We start from the raw sequence: 15,328 nt of genomic DNA on the forward strand, positions 1-15,328 counted from the left end.
ATGTCGTCGACATACTTCGACGGTTCCGCGGTACACCCTCGACCGAACGGAGCTCCCCAGCATGAAAGTCGCAGTCCTCGGCGCCGGAGCCATCGGCGCCTACGTCGGCGCCGCCCTGCATCGCGCAGGTGCCGACGTGCACTTGATCGCCCGTGGACCGCATCTCGCGGCCATGAGGCGACACGGTGTCCAGGTGCTCTCTCCCCGCGGTGACTTCACCGCGAAGGCGCACGCCACCGACGACCCGGCCGACATCGGCCCGGTCGACTACGTCTTCCTCGGGCTGAAGGCCACCTCGTACGCGGCGTGCGGGCCGCTCATCGAGCCTCTTCTGCACGACACGACCGCCGTCATCGCCGCCCAGAACGGCATCCCCTGGTGGTACTTCCACCAGCACGGCGGGCCCCACGACGGGCGCCGGCTGGAGAGTGTCGATCCCGGCGGAGCGGTCAGTGCGGTGCTCGCCCCGGAGCGGGCCATCGGATGTGTGGTCTACGCGGCCACCGAGCTCGAAGCCCCGGGTGTGGTGCGGCACCTGGAAGGCACCCGCTTCTCCATCGGCGAACCCGACCGCAGCGTCTCCCCCCGCTGCAAGGACTTCAGCGAGGCCATGCAGGCCGGCCTGCTGAAATGCCCCGTCGAACCCGACCTCCGCAACGACATCTGGCTCAAACTCCTGGGCAACATCTCCTTCAACCCCATCAGCGCCCTCGCCCGCGCCACCATGCGCGAGATGTGCCGCCACCACGGCACCCGCCATGTCATCGAGACGATGATGGAGGAAACCCTGGCCGTCGCCGCCGCCCTCGACTGCCACCCCGACATCACCATCGAACGCCGCCTGGCCGGCGCCGAAAAGGTCGGCGACCACCGCACCAGCACCCTCCAGGACCTCGAAGCCGGCAAACCCCTCGAACTCGACGTCCTCCTCACCGCCGTCCTCGAACTCGCCGGCCTCACCCGCACTCCCACCCCCACCCTCGCCACCATCCACGCCCTCAGTGACCTCCTCGCCCACCAGACCGCCGCATGAACGAACACCGGCAGAAGACGTATCCGCGGCTCACGCATCCGCTTGTGCGGGACGCGCGGGACGCGGAGTTCCGCCGGGCGAGCTGGGACGAGGCGCTGGACCGGGTGGCGCGCGGGCTGCGGCGGCATCGCGGGGCGTTCGGGATGCTCTCGTGCGCCCGGGCGACCAACGAGACGAACTATCTGGCGCAGAAGTTCGCCCGGGTCGTGATGGGCACCCACACCATCGACTCCGGCGGCCGCGGACGTCACACCGCGAGCGTCGCGGGGCTGGCGGCCGCGTTCGGCGCGGGGGGCGGGACATCGTCGTACGAGGAGATCGAGCGGACCGATGTCGTGGTGCTGTGGGGCTCCGACGCCGGGGTGGCGGACCCGGTCTTCTTCCAGCATGTGCTGAAGGGTGTGCAGGCCGGCGCCCGCCTGTACGTGGTCGACCCGCGGCGGACGTCCACCGCGGAGTGGGCGGAGGGCCGGCTCGCGCTCAACGTCGGTACGGACATCGCGCTGGCGCACGCGATCGGGCGGGAGATCATCCAGGCGGGCCTGGTCGACGAGACGTTCGTCGGGCGGGCCACGAGCGGCTTCGAGGAGTACCGGGCGCTCGTGGAGCCCTGGACACTGTCGCTCGCACAGAAGGTGACCGGCGTACCTGCCCCGGCCATAAGGGAGTTGGCGCACGCGTACGGCCGGGCCGAGCGCGCCCAGCTCTGCTGGACCCTCGGGGTCACCGAGCACCGCAACGGCACCGACAACGTCCGCGCACTGATCGACCTCGCCCTGCTGACCGGCCATGTGGGCCGCCCCGGCTCGGGACTTCAGCCGTTGTACGGCCCCGGCAACGTCCAGGGCGTCGTCGACATGGGTGCCGTACCGCATCGTCTGCCCGGCTTCCAGGACGTCCGCGACCCGGACGCGCGGCTGCGCTTCGAGTCGGCGTGGGACACCGTCTTGCCGGCGCAGCCCGGGCTGGACCTGGCGGAGATGTTCGAGGAGATGGAGACGGGCGGGGTGCGTGCCGTGTACTGCGTCGGCGAGGACCCGGCGCGCTGGTCCGAGGGCGATGGCGGGCGGGCGGTGCGGCGTCTGAAGGCGCTGGACTTCCTCGTCGTGCAGGACGCTTTCCGCACGAGCACGGCCGAGCTGGCGGACGTCGTGCTGCCCGCGGCCTCGGGCCGGGCGGAGTCCGAGGGCACCACCACCAACGGCGAACGGCGGGTTCGGCGCATACGCAAGGCCGCCGAGCCGCCCGGGGAGGCCCGCGCGGACGTCGACATCATCCGCGACCTGGCCGGACGCCTCGGACATGTCTGGGCGTACGCCGACGCCGAGGCCGTCTGGAACGAGCTGCGGTCGGTGTCGCCGGACCACTACGGGATGACGTACCGGCGCCTGGAGGAGCACGACGGCCTCCGGTGGCCCTGCCCGAGCATCCGCGATCTCGAACCGCCGTATCCGCACGGCAGGTTGTGGGAGGCCGACCCGGCCCGGCGGGGCAGGCGCGCGCCGTTCGGGCTGGTGCCGCAGGTCCCGCCGGCCGACCTCACCGACGAGCGGTTCCCGATCCGCCTCACCACGGGCCGACGGCTCGACTCCCCTGTTCCGGGCGGGAGTACGCCGTCCCCGTCGCGCCTCGGGGCGTGCGTCGAGCTGTGTCCGGAGGACGCCGAGCGCTATGGGGTGGTGGTCGGCGAGAAGGTGCGGATCACCTCGCGGCGCGGCTCCCTCGTCGCATCCGTGTGGATCGACACCGCGCTGCGACCGGGGCTCGCCTTCACGACGCTGGGTCTCCCCCACGGGACGGACGCCGATCGGCGGACGCCGGCGGCCCGCTGCCCGATCGCGGGCGCCGCCGAGTACCGGGCGACGGCGATCCGCGTCGACAAGCTCCCGCTCGTCACCTCTGTGGGGTGACGCGACTGTGCACCTGCGCCGCAAACAGCATCGACGGCTCACCGTGGCACCTGGCCGAGGCGTACGGGCTCGCCCCCGGCCACCCCCTGCTCTCGGTCACCCTACGGCCCGCGCCCTGCCCGCCGACCCTGCGCATGCAGGACAATGAGATCGTGAAGGTCACTTCCCCGCACGACGGCCCGGCGACCCGCGGCCATCTCCGCGCCAAGGGCCGCTTCGGCCACCAGTACATACAGAACCGGGACTGATCAGCCATGGGACGAGTCACGGAACGACGCAAGGTGATCCGCATCCGCGACGGGGCGGTCTCCACCCGGCCCGACACGCTCGTCGCCGAGGAGCCACTGGAGATCCGGCTCAACGGCAAACCGCTCGCGATCACCATGCGCACCCCCGGCGACGACTTCGCGCTCGCCGCGGGGTTCCTCGTCAGCGAGGGGGTCCTGGCCGAGCAGAGCGACCTCCAGAACATCGTGTACTGCGCGGGCGCCACGGTCGACGGCTCCAACACCTACAACGTGGTCGACGTGCGGACCGCGCCCGGCGTCAAGATCCCGGACATCACCCTCGAACGGAACGTGTACACGACCTCGTCCTGCGGGCTGTGCGGCAAGGCGAGCCTGGACGCGGTGCGGACCACGGCGCGCTGGCCCATCTCCGACACTCCCCCGGTCCGGGTCGACCCCGAACTGCTCGCGAGCCTCCCCGACCGGTTGCGCGCGGCACAGCGGGTGTTCGACCGGACCGGGGGTCTGCACGCCGCCGCACTGTTCAGCGGAGAGGGGGAACTGCTGGACATCCGGGAGGACGTCGGCCGGCACAACGCGGTCGACAAACTGGTGGGGCGGGCGTTGCAGAGCGGCGGGCTGCCGTTGTCACAGGCGATCCTGCTGGTGTCCGGGCGGGCCTCCTTCGAGCTGGCGCAGAAGGCCGTGATGGCGGGGATCCCGGTGCTGGCGGCGGTCTCCGCCCCGTCCTCGCTGGCCGTGGACCTGGCCGCGGAGACGGGGCTGACGCTGGTGGGGTTCCTGCGGGGCCGGTCCATGAACGTGTACGCGGGCGAGGAGCGCGTCGCCCTCCGGGCCGCGTCGGCCCAAGGGTGAACCGGGGGGCGGTCAGGACGCCGTGAAGTGGACCTCCGCCGAGTGCACCACCGTGCCGAGGCGGGGGAAGTCCAGCCGTACCGACGCGTCGTGCTCCGCCGCCGTGAGCGCCGCCATCGCGTTCTCGACGAAGACCAGGTCGTAGCCGAGGTCCCCGGCGGCCCGGGCCGTGGACTCCACGCCGAGGTTGGTGGCGATGCCGCCGAACACGAGGGTGGTGACGCCCCGTTCGCGCAGCCGCTCGTCCAGATCGGTGCCCTGGAAGCCGCCGATGGTGCGCTTGACGACCTCGATGTCGCCGTCCCCGGCCAGGCCGGCCACCAGCCCGCTGCCGGGCGGCTGTTCGGGGACGCCGGGGCGCTCGACGCGGACGAGGACGACATGGGCGCCCGCCGAGCGGAAGGCGGTCGCCAACTCCTGGGCGGTGCCGAGGACTTCGGTGCCCTTGCGGGGCTCCAGGGGCAGCGCGACGATCCGGTCCATCAGATCGACGAGGACGAGGGCGCTGCGCGCGGGGTCGAGCGCGAGGGGTGCGGTCATGACGGAACGTTATCCGCCGTCAGCCCTCCGTACCGGAAATCCGGATCAACAGGCCGATGAAATGGTGGCGTTCGGCCGCCCGCGGAACACCGCCCCATGGACCACATGAGCGCCGGCCACTAACGTCCCGTGGGTGCCCCACGACGTACGAGCACGACAGCGGACGGGAACGGGGCTCGGTCTGGTGCTGGCCCTGGTTCTCGGGGCCGTGCTGCTCACGGCCCTGCCCGAGGACGAGGACCGGCCGGACACGCGCGGCTGCGTGCCGCGTACCGTCGGATCGTGGTCGCCGGACGAGCCGCTCACCTCCGAGTTCGCCCGGTACGGCGACGACGCGACCCGCGCCGACGACTGGACCGGCGGCGACGGCACCCACTCGGTGCGGCTGCCGGACGGGCGGGTGCTGTGGCTGTTCTCGGACACCTATCTCGGGCAGGTGTACGCGCCGCCCAACCCGGTCGGGGAATCGTACGCGTGGCGGGACACCGCGGCACCGCTGGTGCGCAACTCGGCGGTGCTGATGCGGGACGGGCGGCTGGAGAGCACGCTTCCGGCGCCGCTGTTCCCCGACCCCGGGCCGAATCAGTGGCGTTGGCCGGTGGCGGCGCGGGTGGAGCCCCGGTCGCCGGGGTCGTCGGAGCAGGTGCTGCGGGTGGTGCTGTGGGTGCGCACGGCGGCGGCCGCGCCGTGGATCTACGGGACGCCCACGGCCACCGAGGTGGCCACGCTGTCGCTGCCCGACCTGCGGGTGGAGTCGATCGTCAAGGTGCTGGACCAGCAGCTGGTCCCCGACCCGTCCCGGCGGGTGCTGTTCGGTACGACGCTCGTCGAGCAGGGCGGGTGGACCTACGTCTTCGGTGGCGACGACGGCCAGGCGGCGTCCCGGCCGGTGTCGTCGGCGTACGCGGCACGGGTCCCGGACGGCAGGCTCGGCGAGCCGGGGGCCTGGCAGTACTGGGACGGTTCCGACTGGCGGGCCGGGGCGAGACCGGCCGCGGTGCTCGGCGACGAGCGCAGACGCACGGGCGTGGGCAGCGCGTTCTCGGTGGTGCGGGCGGACGGGACGTATGTGCTGTTCACGATGGCGGCGGGGACGGCGGGGCTGACCACCGTCACCTCGTACTGGGCGTGCGCGCCGAGCGGGCCCTGGCACGGGCCGACGAAGGACTTCACCCCCGCGCTGCCGGAGGGGCAGGTGGCGGCCTACAACCCCCAGGTCCACCCGGCCCTGGGCGGCGGCCGGCTGGTGCTCAGTTACGACGTGAACTGGCTGGACCCGTCCGCCGCGGCGGCACAGCTCAACCGGAACGTGTCCCTGTACCGACCGCGGTTCGTGACGCTGCGGTTGAAACCCGTGCCGTGACGCCCGGCTCGGGGTCGTGGGCGCGGCGCTTGGCGATGACCGCGCAGACCATCAGCTGCATCTGGTGGAAGAGCATCAGGGGCAGCACGGCGAGCGAGGCGTGTGCGCCGAACAGGACGCTCGCCATGGGCAGTCCGGAGGCGAGGGACTTCTTGGAGCCGGCGAACTGGATGGCGATCCGGTCCTCGCGATCGAAGCGCAGCGCCTTGGACCCGTACCAGGTCAGCGCGAGCATCACGGCGAGCAGCACCGCCTCGACGGCGAGCAGTCCGGCCAGCCTGAGCGGGCTGACCTGGTGCCAGATGCCCTGGACCATGCCCTCGCTGAACGCGGTGTAGACGACGAGGAGGATCGAACCGCGGTCGACGAGGCCGAGGACCTTCTTGTGCCGGGTGACGAAGCCGCCGATCCAGCGGCGCAGCACCTGCCCCGCGACGAACGGCACCAGCAGCTGGAGCACGATCTGCACCAGCGAGTCGGCCGAGAAGCCGCCCGCACTGCTGCCGAGCAGGGCCGCGGCGAGCAGCGGCGTGATGACGATGCCGACGAGGGAGGAGAAGGAGCCGGCGCAGATAGCGGCGGGCACGTTGCCGCGGGCCATGGAGGTGAAGGCGATCGAGGACTGGATCGTCGAGGGGACGAGGGTGAGGAAGAGCAGGCCCTGGTAGAGGGGCTGGGTCAGCAGGACCGGGACGAGGCCGCGGGCGGCCATGCCGAGCAGCGGGAAGATCACGAACGTACAGGCGAGGACCGTGACGTGCAGGCGCCAGTGCTTGAGGCCGTCCAGGGCTTCGCGGGTGGACAGGCGGGCGCCGTACAGGAAGAAGAGGAAGGCGATGGCGGCCGTGGAGGCGCCGGACGCCACGTCCGCACCCGTGCCGCGCGCCGGAAGGAGGGCGGCGAGGCCCACCGTCCCGAGGAGCAGCAGGATGTACGGGTCGATCGGCATCCGACTCGGCCGGCGCAGGCGTTTCACGGTGCTCCACATACTCGTCGTGCTGTCGGCGGTACCGGGGCCGTGCGACCCCCCTCCATCGTCCTCCTCCCTCCCCTGATCGGGAATCCTTCATACCGCTCTGACTGTCATCACGTCTCGCGATAACGTGGGCGCCATGTACGACCCTTCCCAGTTGCGTACGTTCCTGGCGGTGGCGCAGACCCTGAGCTTCACCCAGGCCGCCCGGCGGCTGGGGCTGCGACAGTCCACCGTGAGTCAGCACGTACGGCGGCTGGAGGACGCGGCCGGGCGGCAGTTGTTCACCCGGGACACCCACTCGGTGGAGCTGACGGAGGACGGCGAGGCGATGCTCGGCTTCGCGCGCCGCATCCTGGAGGTGCACGAGCAGGCGTCGGCGTTCTTCACGGGTACCCGGCTGCGCGGCCGGCTGCGCTTCGGGGCGTCGGAGGATTTCGTGCTGACCCGGCTGCCGGAGATCCTGGAGCGCTTCCGCCACGACCATCCCGAGGTCGACCTGGAGCTGACCGTGGAGCTCTCGGGCACGCTGCACGAGCAGTTGGCGGCCGGGAAGCTGGACCTGGTCCTCGCCAAGCGCCGCCCGGAGGACCCCCGTGGTGAACTCGTCTGGCACGACCGCCTGGTGTGGATCGGCGCGGAGCGCCTCCGCCTCGACCCGGACCGCCCTGTCCCCCTGATCGTCTATCCGCCCCCCGGCATCACCCGGGCGCTCGCCCTCGAGGCGCTGGAGCGGCAGGGCCGCGAGTGGCGGATCGCGTGCACGAGCGGCAGCCTCAACGGCCTGATCGCGGCGGCCCGCGCCGGACTCGGCGTGATGGCCCACTCCAGGGGCCTGATCCCGCCGGGGCTGGTGCGCGTGCCGGAACGCTCCGGCCTGCCGGAACTGGGCCGCGTCGACTTCGTCCTGGTCCACGGCCATCGCCGTACGACGTCCCAGGGCGCGGCGGACGCCTTGGCGGCGGCGGTCCTGACGAGCGGGGACCGGCTGCACCGAGGCTAGGTCTCGCCTAGGGCTTGGCGTACGTCAGCTGTTTCACCTGGCGCAGGAACGGTGTCACCTCCACGTGCCGGACGCCGTCGAGTTGGCCGACGGGGCCGCTGAGGTAGGCGTAGAGGGCCGCCGTGTCCCGGACGACGACGGTGACGAAGAGGTTGGAGGGGCCGGCCGTGGCACTGGCGAAGGCGACCTCGTCGTGGGCGGCGAGGGCCTGGCCGACCGAGTGCAGGGCACCCGGGGCGGTCGTGATCCACAGGACGGCGGCGCGGCGGAAGCCGAAGACCTCGGTGTGGTACTCGAGGTCGATGTAGACGGCGCCCGAGGCGAGCAGCGCCGCCAGCCGGCGTTTGACAGCGGACTCGGAGCGGCCGGTGGCGCGCTGGAGTTCGGGGTAGCCGGCGCGGCCGTCGCGTTCGAGGACGGCGAGGAGGGGTTCGTCGTCCGGGTCGATCCGGGCCGGTCCCGGGTCGGGCTCCGGGTGCGCGCGCAGCGCGGCGATCTGCTCGTCCGTGAGCAGGCCGAACTTCTTCGACCAGCCGCTGGGGCCGCCGTAGAAGCGGTGGAGCAACTGGTGGGCGCGGATGTCGACGACGCTCGGGGTGCGGGGGAGCTTGCCGAGCAGGAGTTCGTCGTGGTCGCCGGGGCTGCGGGGCCGGGTCATGCAGACGATCTCGGTGCCTCCGGAGGCGAGGCCGATCCAGCCCGTGTCGGGCCGTTTGGCGAGGGCCTCCGAGATGGCAGCGGAGCTGTCGGGGGCGCAGCGGAAGCGCAGCATCCACTGGTCCTGGCCGAGCCGGTATCCGTCCCGGATCGCCACGACCCGCAGCCCCGCCTCGGCGCTGAGCCGGCGGAAGCGGCGCGCGATCGTCTGGTCGGAGACCCCGAGCACCGTGCCGAGCCGGCTGAAGGAGGCCCGGCCGTTGACCTCCAGCCCGGCCAGCAACTGAAGGTCCAGCCGGTCGAGTGTGGAGTATTCCGTCTCCAGCATGCCCAATCCTGTCGAGTTCCGGCGCTTCGCTGCCCCCTACTGCCGCGATAGGCCGCGCCGAGTCCATCGTACGGAGGCACACGCATCCCACCGGCGAGGAACGGACGAGGAGTTGAGGACATGCGTACTTGGGGGCCGCTGACGGCGGTGTGTCTGGGCACGTTCATGTTGTTGCTGGACGTGACGATCGCGATCGTCGCGCTGCCGGACATGGCGGCGGCGCTGCACGCGTCGCTGAGCGATCTGCAGTGGGTGATGGACGCCTACGCGCTGGCGCTGGCCGCACTGCTGCTGGGGGTGGGCGCCGCGGCTGATGTGCTCGGGCGGCGGCGCGTGCATGTGACCGGGGTCGTGGTGTTCGCCGGGGCCTCGCTGCTGTGCGGCCTGTCGTCCGGCCCGACGATGCTGGTCGCCGCGCGGGCGCTGCAAGGGGCGGGCGCGGCGGCGACGCTCGCCACGACGTTGCCGCTGCTGGCGTCGGTCTACCAGGGGCGGCGGCTGTCGGTCGCGCTCGGCACCTGGGGCGCGGTGGCAGGCGCGGCGTCCGCGGTGGGCCCGGTGCTGGGTGGACTGCTGACGGACGGGCCCGGCTGGCGGTGGATCTTCTACGTCAACCTGCCGGTGAGCGTGGTCGCGGTGTGGCTGACGCTGCGCGCGGTGCCGGAGTCGCGCGGGCGGGCCGGACGGCGGGTCGACTGGGCGGGGACGGTGACGTTCGCGGCATTCGCGGGCGGGGTGACGTACGGGGCGGTGCGCGCCGGGTCGCTCGGCTGGGGCGCCACGGGCACCCTCGTCTCCTTCGCGGGCGCGGCCCTCGCACTGGTCTGCTTCGTGGTCGTGGAGGGGCGGGTCGCCGATCCGCTGATCGATCCGCGGCTGTTCCTGAAGCCGGCGTTCTCCGGGGTGATGGCGGGCGCGTTCGCCTTCAACGCGGCGGCGTTCGGTGTGATGGCGTACACCTCGATCTGGCTGCAGACCGTGCTGGGGATGTCTCCGGTGCGCGGCGGCCTGGTGTTCCTGTGGCTGTCGCTGGCCGCGTTCGTGGTGGCGGCGGCGGGCGGGCGGCTGCTGCACGGGGTGCCGGCCCGGTTCACGGTCGGGGGCGGGCTGCTGCTGATCGGCGCCGGGCAGTTCTGCATGGCGTTCCTGGACGCCGGTTCGACATCGACGGCGCTGATCCCGGGGCTGCTCCTGGTGGGTGTGGGTACGGGCCTGGTGGCGCCCTCGGTCGCGGGGGCCGCGCTGGCGACGGTGGAGCGGGAGCGGTCGGGCATGGCGAGCGGCGCGGTCAACACCTTCCGGCAGTTCGGGTACGCGCTCGGCCTGGCCTTCTTCGGCACGGTGCTGACCTCCCGGATGGCGGACGCGCTGCCGCGCGACGCGGCGCACGCGCTGGCGGGCGGCGGAGCGGGCGCGCTGCGCGGCACCTTCCCGGAGCACACGCTGCGGGCCGCGTTCGCCTCGGGGCTCAACACGGCGGCGGTGACGGCCGGCGCGGTGGCGGTGGTCGGCGGCGTGCTGGTCCTGGCCCTGCTCAGGACGCCGGGCGCGGTGCGCACGGGTGTGACGAAACCGGCCGCGACGACGCTGACGGAAGAGAAAGCGACACAGCGGAACTGATCGTTCCGACGGGACGGGCACGGGGTGGCCGGGTCGTACAGATTCGGTGGAGATTACGGCCCCGAAACTTACGCAACCGTCAGTTTTCTGTCCGACCCTTCCCCATGTGAGCGCATTTTCCGGCGCTGACCAGCCGCTACCTGAACGTCGGTCGATTCCGCACCCCCTCCCGCCCCGTCGGCGGGTGGGGTAGCTTTCACGGCGCTGTGCGGAGCGTCGAACCAATGTCGAGGGAGCGGGGTTTGCGCGAGTTCACCAACCCTCCGTTGGCGTTGGCACCCCCGGTGGGCGGATTGGCCGACGTGGTGTTCGACCATGCCCAGGAGGACCCGCTGCGCGTGGCGCTCGGCCGCAAGGACGAGTCCGGTCAGTGGCGGGACGTGACCTCGGCCGAGTTCCGCGACGAGGTGCTCGCCCTCGCCAAGGGACTGCTCGCCCGTGGCATCCGGTTCGGTGACCGGGTCGCGATCGTCTCCCGCACCCGCTACGAGTGGACCCTCTTCGACTTCGCCCTGTGGACGATCGGCGCCCAGGTGGTGCCGGTCTACCCCACCTCGTCGGCGGAACAGTGTTTCTGGATGCTCTACGACGCCGAGTGCACGGCCGCGATCGTGGAGCACGAGGACCACGCGATGACCATCGCCACCGTCATCGACCGGCTGCCGCAGCTGCGCGAGCTGTGGCAGCTGGACGCGGGCTGTGTGCAGGAGCTGTACGACGCCGGCGCCCATCTCGACGACGACGTGGTCCACCGGCACCGGCAGGCGGTCACCCCCGACTCCGTCGCCACCATCATCTACACCTCCGGCACCACCGGCCGCCCCAAGGGCTGTGTGATCTCGCACGGCAACTTCATGTACGAGGCGGACACCGTCATCGAGCGCTGGGAGCCGGTGTTCCACTCGAAGAAGGGCGACGAGGCCGCGACCCTGCTCTTCCTGCCGCTCGCCCATGTCTTCGGGCGGATGGTGCAGGTCGCCGCGATCCGCGGCCGGGTCCGCTTCGGCCACCAGCCGCAGATGAACGCCGCCGCGCTGATGCCCGACCTCGCCGCGTTCAAGCCGACGTTCTTCCTCGGGGTGCCGTACATCTTCGAGAAGGTGTTCAACGCCTCGCGCCGCAAGGCGGAGAAGGAGGGCAAGGCGGGCGCCTTCGAGAAGGCCGTCGACATCGCGGTGAAGTACGCCGACGCCATGGAGGCGAAGGCCTGGGGCATCGGGCCCGGCCCGTCGGCGGGACTGCGCATGCAGCACCAGCTCTTCGACAAACTCGTCTACTCCAAGATGCGCGCGGCGATGGGCGGCCGCATCAGACAGGCGATGACCGGCGGTTCGGCCATGGACCGCCGGCTCGGCCTGTTCTTCGCGGGTGCGGGCATCCACATCTACGAGGGCTACGGCCTCACCGAGTCGACGGCCGCCGCCACCGCGAACCCGCCCGAGCGCACCCGCTACGGCACCGTCGGACAGCCCATCCCCGGCATGACCGTGCACATCGCGGACGACGGCGAGATCTGGCTGCGCGGCGCCAACGTCTTCCAGGGCTACCTCAACAACCAGAAGGCCACCGACGCGACCCTGCACGACGGCTGGCTCGCCACCGGGGACCTGGGCTCCCTCGACGAGGACGGCTACCTCACCATCACCGGCCGCAAGAAGGAGATCCTGGTCACCTCCGGCGGCAAGAGCGTCTCCCCGGGCCAGTTGGAGGAGCGCGTCCGGGACCATCCGCTGGTCTCCCAGTGCATCGTCGTCGGCAACGACCGCCCGTACGTCGCCGCCCTGGTCACCCTCGACCAGGAGGCCGTCGAGCACTGGCTGGCGATGCGCGGCAAACCGCGGATGACAGCGGCCGAACTGGTGCGGGACGCCGATCTGGAGACGGAGGTCCGGCGGGCCGTGGTCGCCGCCAACACCCTGGTCTCACAGGCCGAGTCGATCCGGACCTTCCGCATCCTGGCCCAGCCGTTCACCGAGGAGCACGGCCTGCTGACGCCGTCGCTCAAGCTGAAGCGCAAGGCCATCGAGAACGCGTACGTCAACGAGGTCGAGGCCTTGTACAGGGCTTGAGGCCGATTCCGGGATATTTGGTGAGATTCCGTCATCTACCGCCCGATTCCGTCGTCAGGAATGCATCACGGCTCGTGATCGTTGACGATGGGAGTACCACCTGACGACAACCGTAAGGATCAAGAGCTCGTGAGCAGCAAGGTCCCCCCGATCATCCTGAACAACGGCGTCGAGATGCCCCAGCTGGGCTTCGGCGTCTGGCAGGTGCCGGACGACGAGGCGCAGCAGGCGGTCGCGACCGCCCTGGAGGCCGGGTACCGCAGCATCGACACAGCGGCGATCTACGGCAACGAAGAGGGCACCGGCAAGGCCATCACCTCCTCCGGCATCCCCCGCGAGGATATTTTCGTCACCACCAAGCTGTGGAACGGCGACCAGGGCTACGACTCCACCCTGCGCGCGTTCGACACCTCCCTGGAGAAGCTCGGCCTCGACTACGTGGACCTGTACCTGATCCACTGGCCGCTGCCGGCCCGGGACAAGTACGTCGACACCTACAAGGCGTTCGAGAAGCTGCACGCCGACGGCCGGGTCCGCGCGATCGGCGTCTCCAACTTCTACCCGGAGCACCTCCAGCGGCTCATCGCCGAGACCTCGGTCATCCCGGCGGTGAACCAGATCGAGCTGCACCCGCACCTCCAGCAGCACGCCTCCCGCGAGTTCCACGCGGAGCAGGGCATCGCCACCGAGGCCTGGTCCCCGCTCGGCCAGGGCAAGGGCCTCCTGGAGGTCCCGGCGATCGTCGCCATCGCCCAGAAGCACGGCCGCACCCCGGCCCAGGTGGTCCTGCGCTGGCACCTCCAGCTCGGCAACGTGGTGATCCCCAAGTCCGTGACCCCGTCGCGGATCAAGGAGAACATCGAGGTCTTCGACTTCAGCCTGGACACCGAGGACCTGGCCGCGATCAGCGCCCTCAACGAGGACCGCCGCATCGGCCCGGACCCGGCGACGTTCGACATCGGCTGAGGCCATGCACCGGGGAAGGCCCGGACGGGACGACCGTCCGGGCCTTCGTCATGCCCGCGTGCGGCTGGTCACCGTGGCGTAGGCGCTGACCAGGATCAGCGCACACCCGCCCCACTGCGCGAACGTCGGCCGCTCCCCCAGCACCACGGCACCCAGCACCAGCGCGCCCACCGGCGTGAGCAGCAACAGCACCGCGCCGACATGGCTCGGCAGGTGCGGGGAGTTGAGGGCGACGAGGAGCCAGCCGATCATGCCGCTGCTGACCGCGGCCACCGCCAGCCAGCCGAGGGCGGCAGCAGGCGGGGTCAGGTCGAGGGCGCCCCAGGCCCAGCCGCCGAGGGCGGAGAAGACGGTGGCGGACATCACGACCACGGTGTACGTCGTCACCACATGGCCCTCGAACCCGCCGCGGCGCAGCAGGAAGAGAAAGCCGGAGTAGCTCAGCGCGGCCAGCACCGCATGGACGGTGCCCGCCGTCGGGTCGCTGCCGCTCGCGCCCTGCTCGAACAACCCGCCGGTGAGCACCACCCCCGCGCCCAGCACCGGCAGCCAGAGCAGGAAGCGGCGCGGCACGTGCTCGCGGTCCACCGCCCATGCCAGCAGCGGCACCACCACGACCTGCACGTTCACCAGCACGGTCGACAGCCCCGCGCCCACCTCGGTGATGGCCCTGGACCACAGCAGCATGTCCCCCGCGAACAGCGCGCCGCCCGCGACGCCGTACAGCAGCCGGCGCCGGGGCGGCGGACCCTCGCGGCGGTACTCCGGCAGGGACAGCAGCACCAGGACGGGCATGCAGAGCAGACAGCGGTACACCGAGGCGGTTCCGGCATCCGCGTCGGACAGCTCGATGCAGACCGGCGACAGCGACAGCACCACCGCCCCGACCGTCTGCCCGGCGCGCGGCCCGCCGGGGAGCCGGGCCGTGAGCGGCTGCTCCCGCGCGGCTTTGGTGCCGGTGCTGGTACGTGCCATGGCGCGGGATCCCTCCGACGGACACGGGACCGCCCGCCTACCCGTCCCCCCGTAACGCATGCATCGGCCACCGACCGGCGCTCACCTCAGTTGGGCTGCCCGATCGGCCGTACGACGACCGTGTTGACGTCGACTCCCTCGGGCTGCCGGATGGCCCACACGACCGAGTCGGCGATCTGGTCCGCGGTGAGGAGATGGCCCGGCGGGAGGCTGCCGTAGCTGTCCCAGAACGGGGTCTCCGTCCGGCCGGGCGCGATGTGGGTCACGCCCACCCCCCACTCGGTGACCTGCCGCCGGGTGTTCTCGGCCAGCCCGGTCACCGCCCACTTCGTCGCCCCGTAGATGTTGCCCGGCCCCGGCACGAAGCCGGCGACACTGCCCACCAGGACGATCCGGCCGCGGGTCTCCTTGAGGGCGTCGATCGAGGCGCGGATCAGCAGGGCCGGGCCGAGGACGTTGGTCAGCACCATCTCGGTCCAGCCGGACGGGTCGCCCTCGGCGACCGTGTCGTGGGTGGCGAAACCGGCGTTGGCGACGACCGTGTCCAGCCGGCCGAAGGACTTGAGTGTCGTGTCGACCGCCGCCTGGACGTCCCCGTACTCGGCCGCGCTCCCGACGATCGTCAGCAGGCCGTCAGGATGGCCGAGTTCCTCGGCGAAGCCCCGCAGCCGCTCCTCGCCGCGGCCGGTGACGGTGACCCGGTGTCCCGCGTCCAGCAGTTGCCGCGCGACCGCGGCGCCGATGCCGCTGCCGCCCCCGGTGATCAGTGCGACCGGTGCATCACTCAT

The 15,328-nt window shown here is 71.7% G+C and carries 13 protein-coding genes and 1 pseudogene; 9 read left to right on the forward strand and 5 right to left on the reverse strand.

Features of this window, described 5'->3' with window-relative positions:
• The first annotated feature begins 61 nt into the window (after positions 1–61).
• The 4 genes and pseudogenes from ACFUO4_RS07395 to fdhD all read left to right on the forward strand — a co-directional run bounded on the left by ACFUO4_RS07395 (position 62) and on the right by fdhD (position 4,046).
• Positions 62–1,033, forward strand: a complete 972-nt coding sequence (locus ACFUO4_RS07395; RefSeq protein WP_079311687.1) for a 2-dehydropantoate 2-reductase — start codon at positions 62–64, stop codon at positions 1,031–1,033.
• Positions 1,030–2,943 (forward strand): molybdopterin oxidoreductase family protein, encoded by a 1,914-nt coding sequence (locus tag ACFUO4_RS07400; protein WP_383480757.1) that lies wholly within the window; start codon positions 1,030–1,032, stop codon positions 2,941–2,943. Before ACFUO4_RS07395 ends, ACFUO4_RS07400 begins: the two co-directional genes overlap by 4 nt.
• A 116-nt stretch (positions 2,944–3,059) precedes the next feature.
• Positions 3,060–3,191 (forward strand): annotated as a pseudogene (locus tag ACFUO4_RS07405) (Fe-S-binding domain-containing protein); the annotation flags it as partial.
• A 6-nt stretch (positions 3,192–3,197) separates the two neighbouring features.
• Positions 3,198–4,046 carry a formate dehydrogenase accessory sulfurtransferase FdhD gene (gene fdhD, locus ACFUO4_RS07410; protein ID WP_383480760.1) on the forward strand — a complete coding sequence of 283 codons (849 nt, stop codon included), beginning with the start codon at positions 3,198–3,200 and terminating at the stop codon, positions 4,044–4,046.
• Positions 4,047–4,058: 12 nt separating this feature from the next.
• On the opposite strand, the gene ACFUO4_RS07415 is transcribed toward fdhD, so the two are convergent.
• Positions 4,059–4,586, reverse strand: a complete 528-nt coding sequence (locus tag ACFUO4_RS07415) for an isochorismatase family protein (protein ID WP_383480763.1) — start codon at positions 4,584–4,586, stop codon at positions 4,059–4,061.
• Between the two features lie 133 nt (positions 4,587–4,719).
• Here ACFUO4_RS07415 and ACFUO4_RS07420 point away from each other — a divergent pair, with 133 nt between their 5' ends.
• A complete protein-coding gene (locus ACFUO4_RS07420; protein WP_383480765.1) occupies positions 4,720–5,949 on the forward strand; it encodes a DUF4185 domain-containing protein in 1,230 nt (409 codons plus the stop codon).
• Here ACFUO4_RS07420 and ACFUO4_RS07425 read toward each other — a convergent pair.
• On the reverse strand, positions 5,885–6,898 hold the full coding sequence (locus tag ACFUO4_RS07425) for a bile acid:sodium symporter family protein (protein ID WP_383482356.1): 1,014 nt from the start codon (positions 6,896–6,898) through the stop codon (positions 5,885–5,887). The genes ACFUO4_RS07420 and ACFUO4_RS07425 overlap by 65 nt on opposite strands.
• 163 nt (positions 6,899–7,061) lie before the next feature.
• Here ACFUO4_RS07425 and ACFUO4_RS07430 point away from each other — a divergent pair, with 163 nt between their 5' ends.
• Positions 7,062–7,925, forward strand: coding sequence for a LysR substrate-binding domain-containing protein (locus ACFUO4_RS07430; RefSeq protein ID WP_383480768.1), 864 nt, complete (start codon positions 7,062–7,064; stop codon positions 7,923–7,925).
• 7 nt (positions 7,926–7,932) lie between these two features.
• Here the strand turns inward: ACFUO4_RS07430 and ACFUO4_RS07435 are convergent, their stop codons facing one another.
• Positions 7,933–8,910: an Lrp/AsnC family transcriptional regulator gene (locus ACFUO4_RS07435; RefSeq protein ID WP_383480771.1), complete on the reverse strand. Its 978-nt coding sequence runs from the start codon at positions 8,908–8,910 to the stop codon at positions 7,933–7,935.
• 120 nt (positions 8,911–9,030) lie between these two features.
• Here ACFUO4_RS07435 and ACFUO4_RS07440 point away from each other — a divergent pair, with 120 nt between their 5' ends.
• From ACFUO4_RS07440 to ACFUO4_RS07450, 3 genes are all read left to right on the forward strand, one after another.
• Positions 9,031–10,530, forward strand: coding sequence for an MFS transporter (locus ACFUO4_RS07440; protein ID WP_383480774.1), 1,500 nt, complete (start codon positions 9,031–9,033; stop codon positions 10,528–10,530).
• Positions 10,531–10,772: 242 nt separating this feature from the next.
• Entirely contained in the window at positions 10,773–12,599 is a 1,827-nt protein-coding gene (locus ACFUO4_RS07445; protein WP_383480777.1) for an AMP-dependent synthetase/ligase, read from the forward strand.
• Between the two features lie 129 nt (positions 12,600–12,728).
• The gene (locus ACFUO4_RS07450; protein ID WP_079311680.1) at positions 12,729–13,565 is read left to right on the forward strand and encodes an aldo/keto reductase; all 837 of its coding nucleotides are present in this window, start codon (positions 12,729–12,731) and stop codon (positions 13,563–13,565) included.
• A 48-nt stretch (positions 13,566–13,613) separates the two neighbouring features.
• Here ACFUO4_RS07450 and ACFUO4_RS07455 read toward each other — a convergent pair whose 3' ends face one another.
• Together ACFUO4_RS07455 and ACFUO4_RS07460 are read right to left on the reverse strand one after the other, a co-directional pair.
• Entirely contained in the window at positions 13,614–14,540 is a 927-nt protein-coding gene (locus tag ACFUO4_RS07455) for a DMT family transporter (RefSeq protein ID WP_383480780.1), read from the reverse strand.
• An 86-nt stretch (positions 14,541–14,626) separates the two neighbouring features.
• Positions 14,627–15,328, reverse strand: coding sequence for an SDR family oxidoreductase (locus ACFUO4_RS07460; RefSeq protein WP_383480783.1), 702 nt, complete (start codon positions 15,326–15,328; stop codon positions 14,627–14,629).

This window comes from Streptomyces sp. NPDC057280 (assembly GCF_042668605.1).
Lineage (GTDB): Bacteria > Actinomycetota > Actinomycetes > Streptomycetales > Streptomycetaceae > Streptomyces.

Bases quoted from the DNA above. Each gene is read 5' to 3' on its own strand.
- ACFUO4_RS07400 (WP_383480757.1), top strand. From the start codon at position 1,030: ATGAACGAACACCGGCAGAAGACGTATCCGCGGCTCACGCATCCGCTT.
- ACFUO4_RS07460 (WP_383480783.1), bottom strand. From the start codon at position 15,328: ATGAGTGATGCACCGGTCGCACTGATCACCGGGGGCGGCAGCGGCATC.
- ACFUO4_RS07455 (WP_383480780.1), bottom strand. From the start codon at position 14,540: ATGGCACGTACCAGCACCGGCACCAAAGCCGCGCGGGAGCAGCCGCTC.
- ACFUO4_RS07440 (WP_383480774.1), top strand. From the start codon at position 9,031: ATGCGTACTTGGGGGCCGCTGACGGCGGTGTGTCTGGGCACGTTCATG.
- ACFUO4_RS07395 (WP_079311687.1), top strand. From the start codon at position 62: ATGAAAGTCGCAGTCCTCGGCGCCGGAGCCATCGGCGCCTACGTCGGC.
- ACFUO4_RS07430 (WP_383480768.1), top strand. From the start codon at position 7,062: ATGTACGACCCTTCCCAGTTGCGTACGTTCCTGGCGGTGGCGCAGACC.
- ACFUO4_RS07425 (WP_383482356.1), bottom strand. From the start codon at position 6,898: ATGCCGATCGACCCGTACATCCTGCTGCTCCTCGGGACGGTGGGCCTC.
- fdhD (WP_383480760.1), top strand. From the start codon at position 3,198: ATGGGACGAGTCACGGAACGACGCAAGGTGATCCGCATCCGCGACGGG.
- ACFUO4_RS07435 (WP_383480771.1), bottom strand. From the start codon at position 8,910: ATGCTGGAGACGGAATACTCCACACTCGACCGGCTGGACCTTCAGTTG.
- ACFUO4_RS07415 (WP_383480763.1), bottom strand. From the start codon at position 4,586: ATGACCGCACCCCTCGCGCTCGACCCCGCGCGCAGCGCCCTCGTCCTC.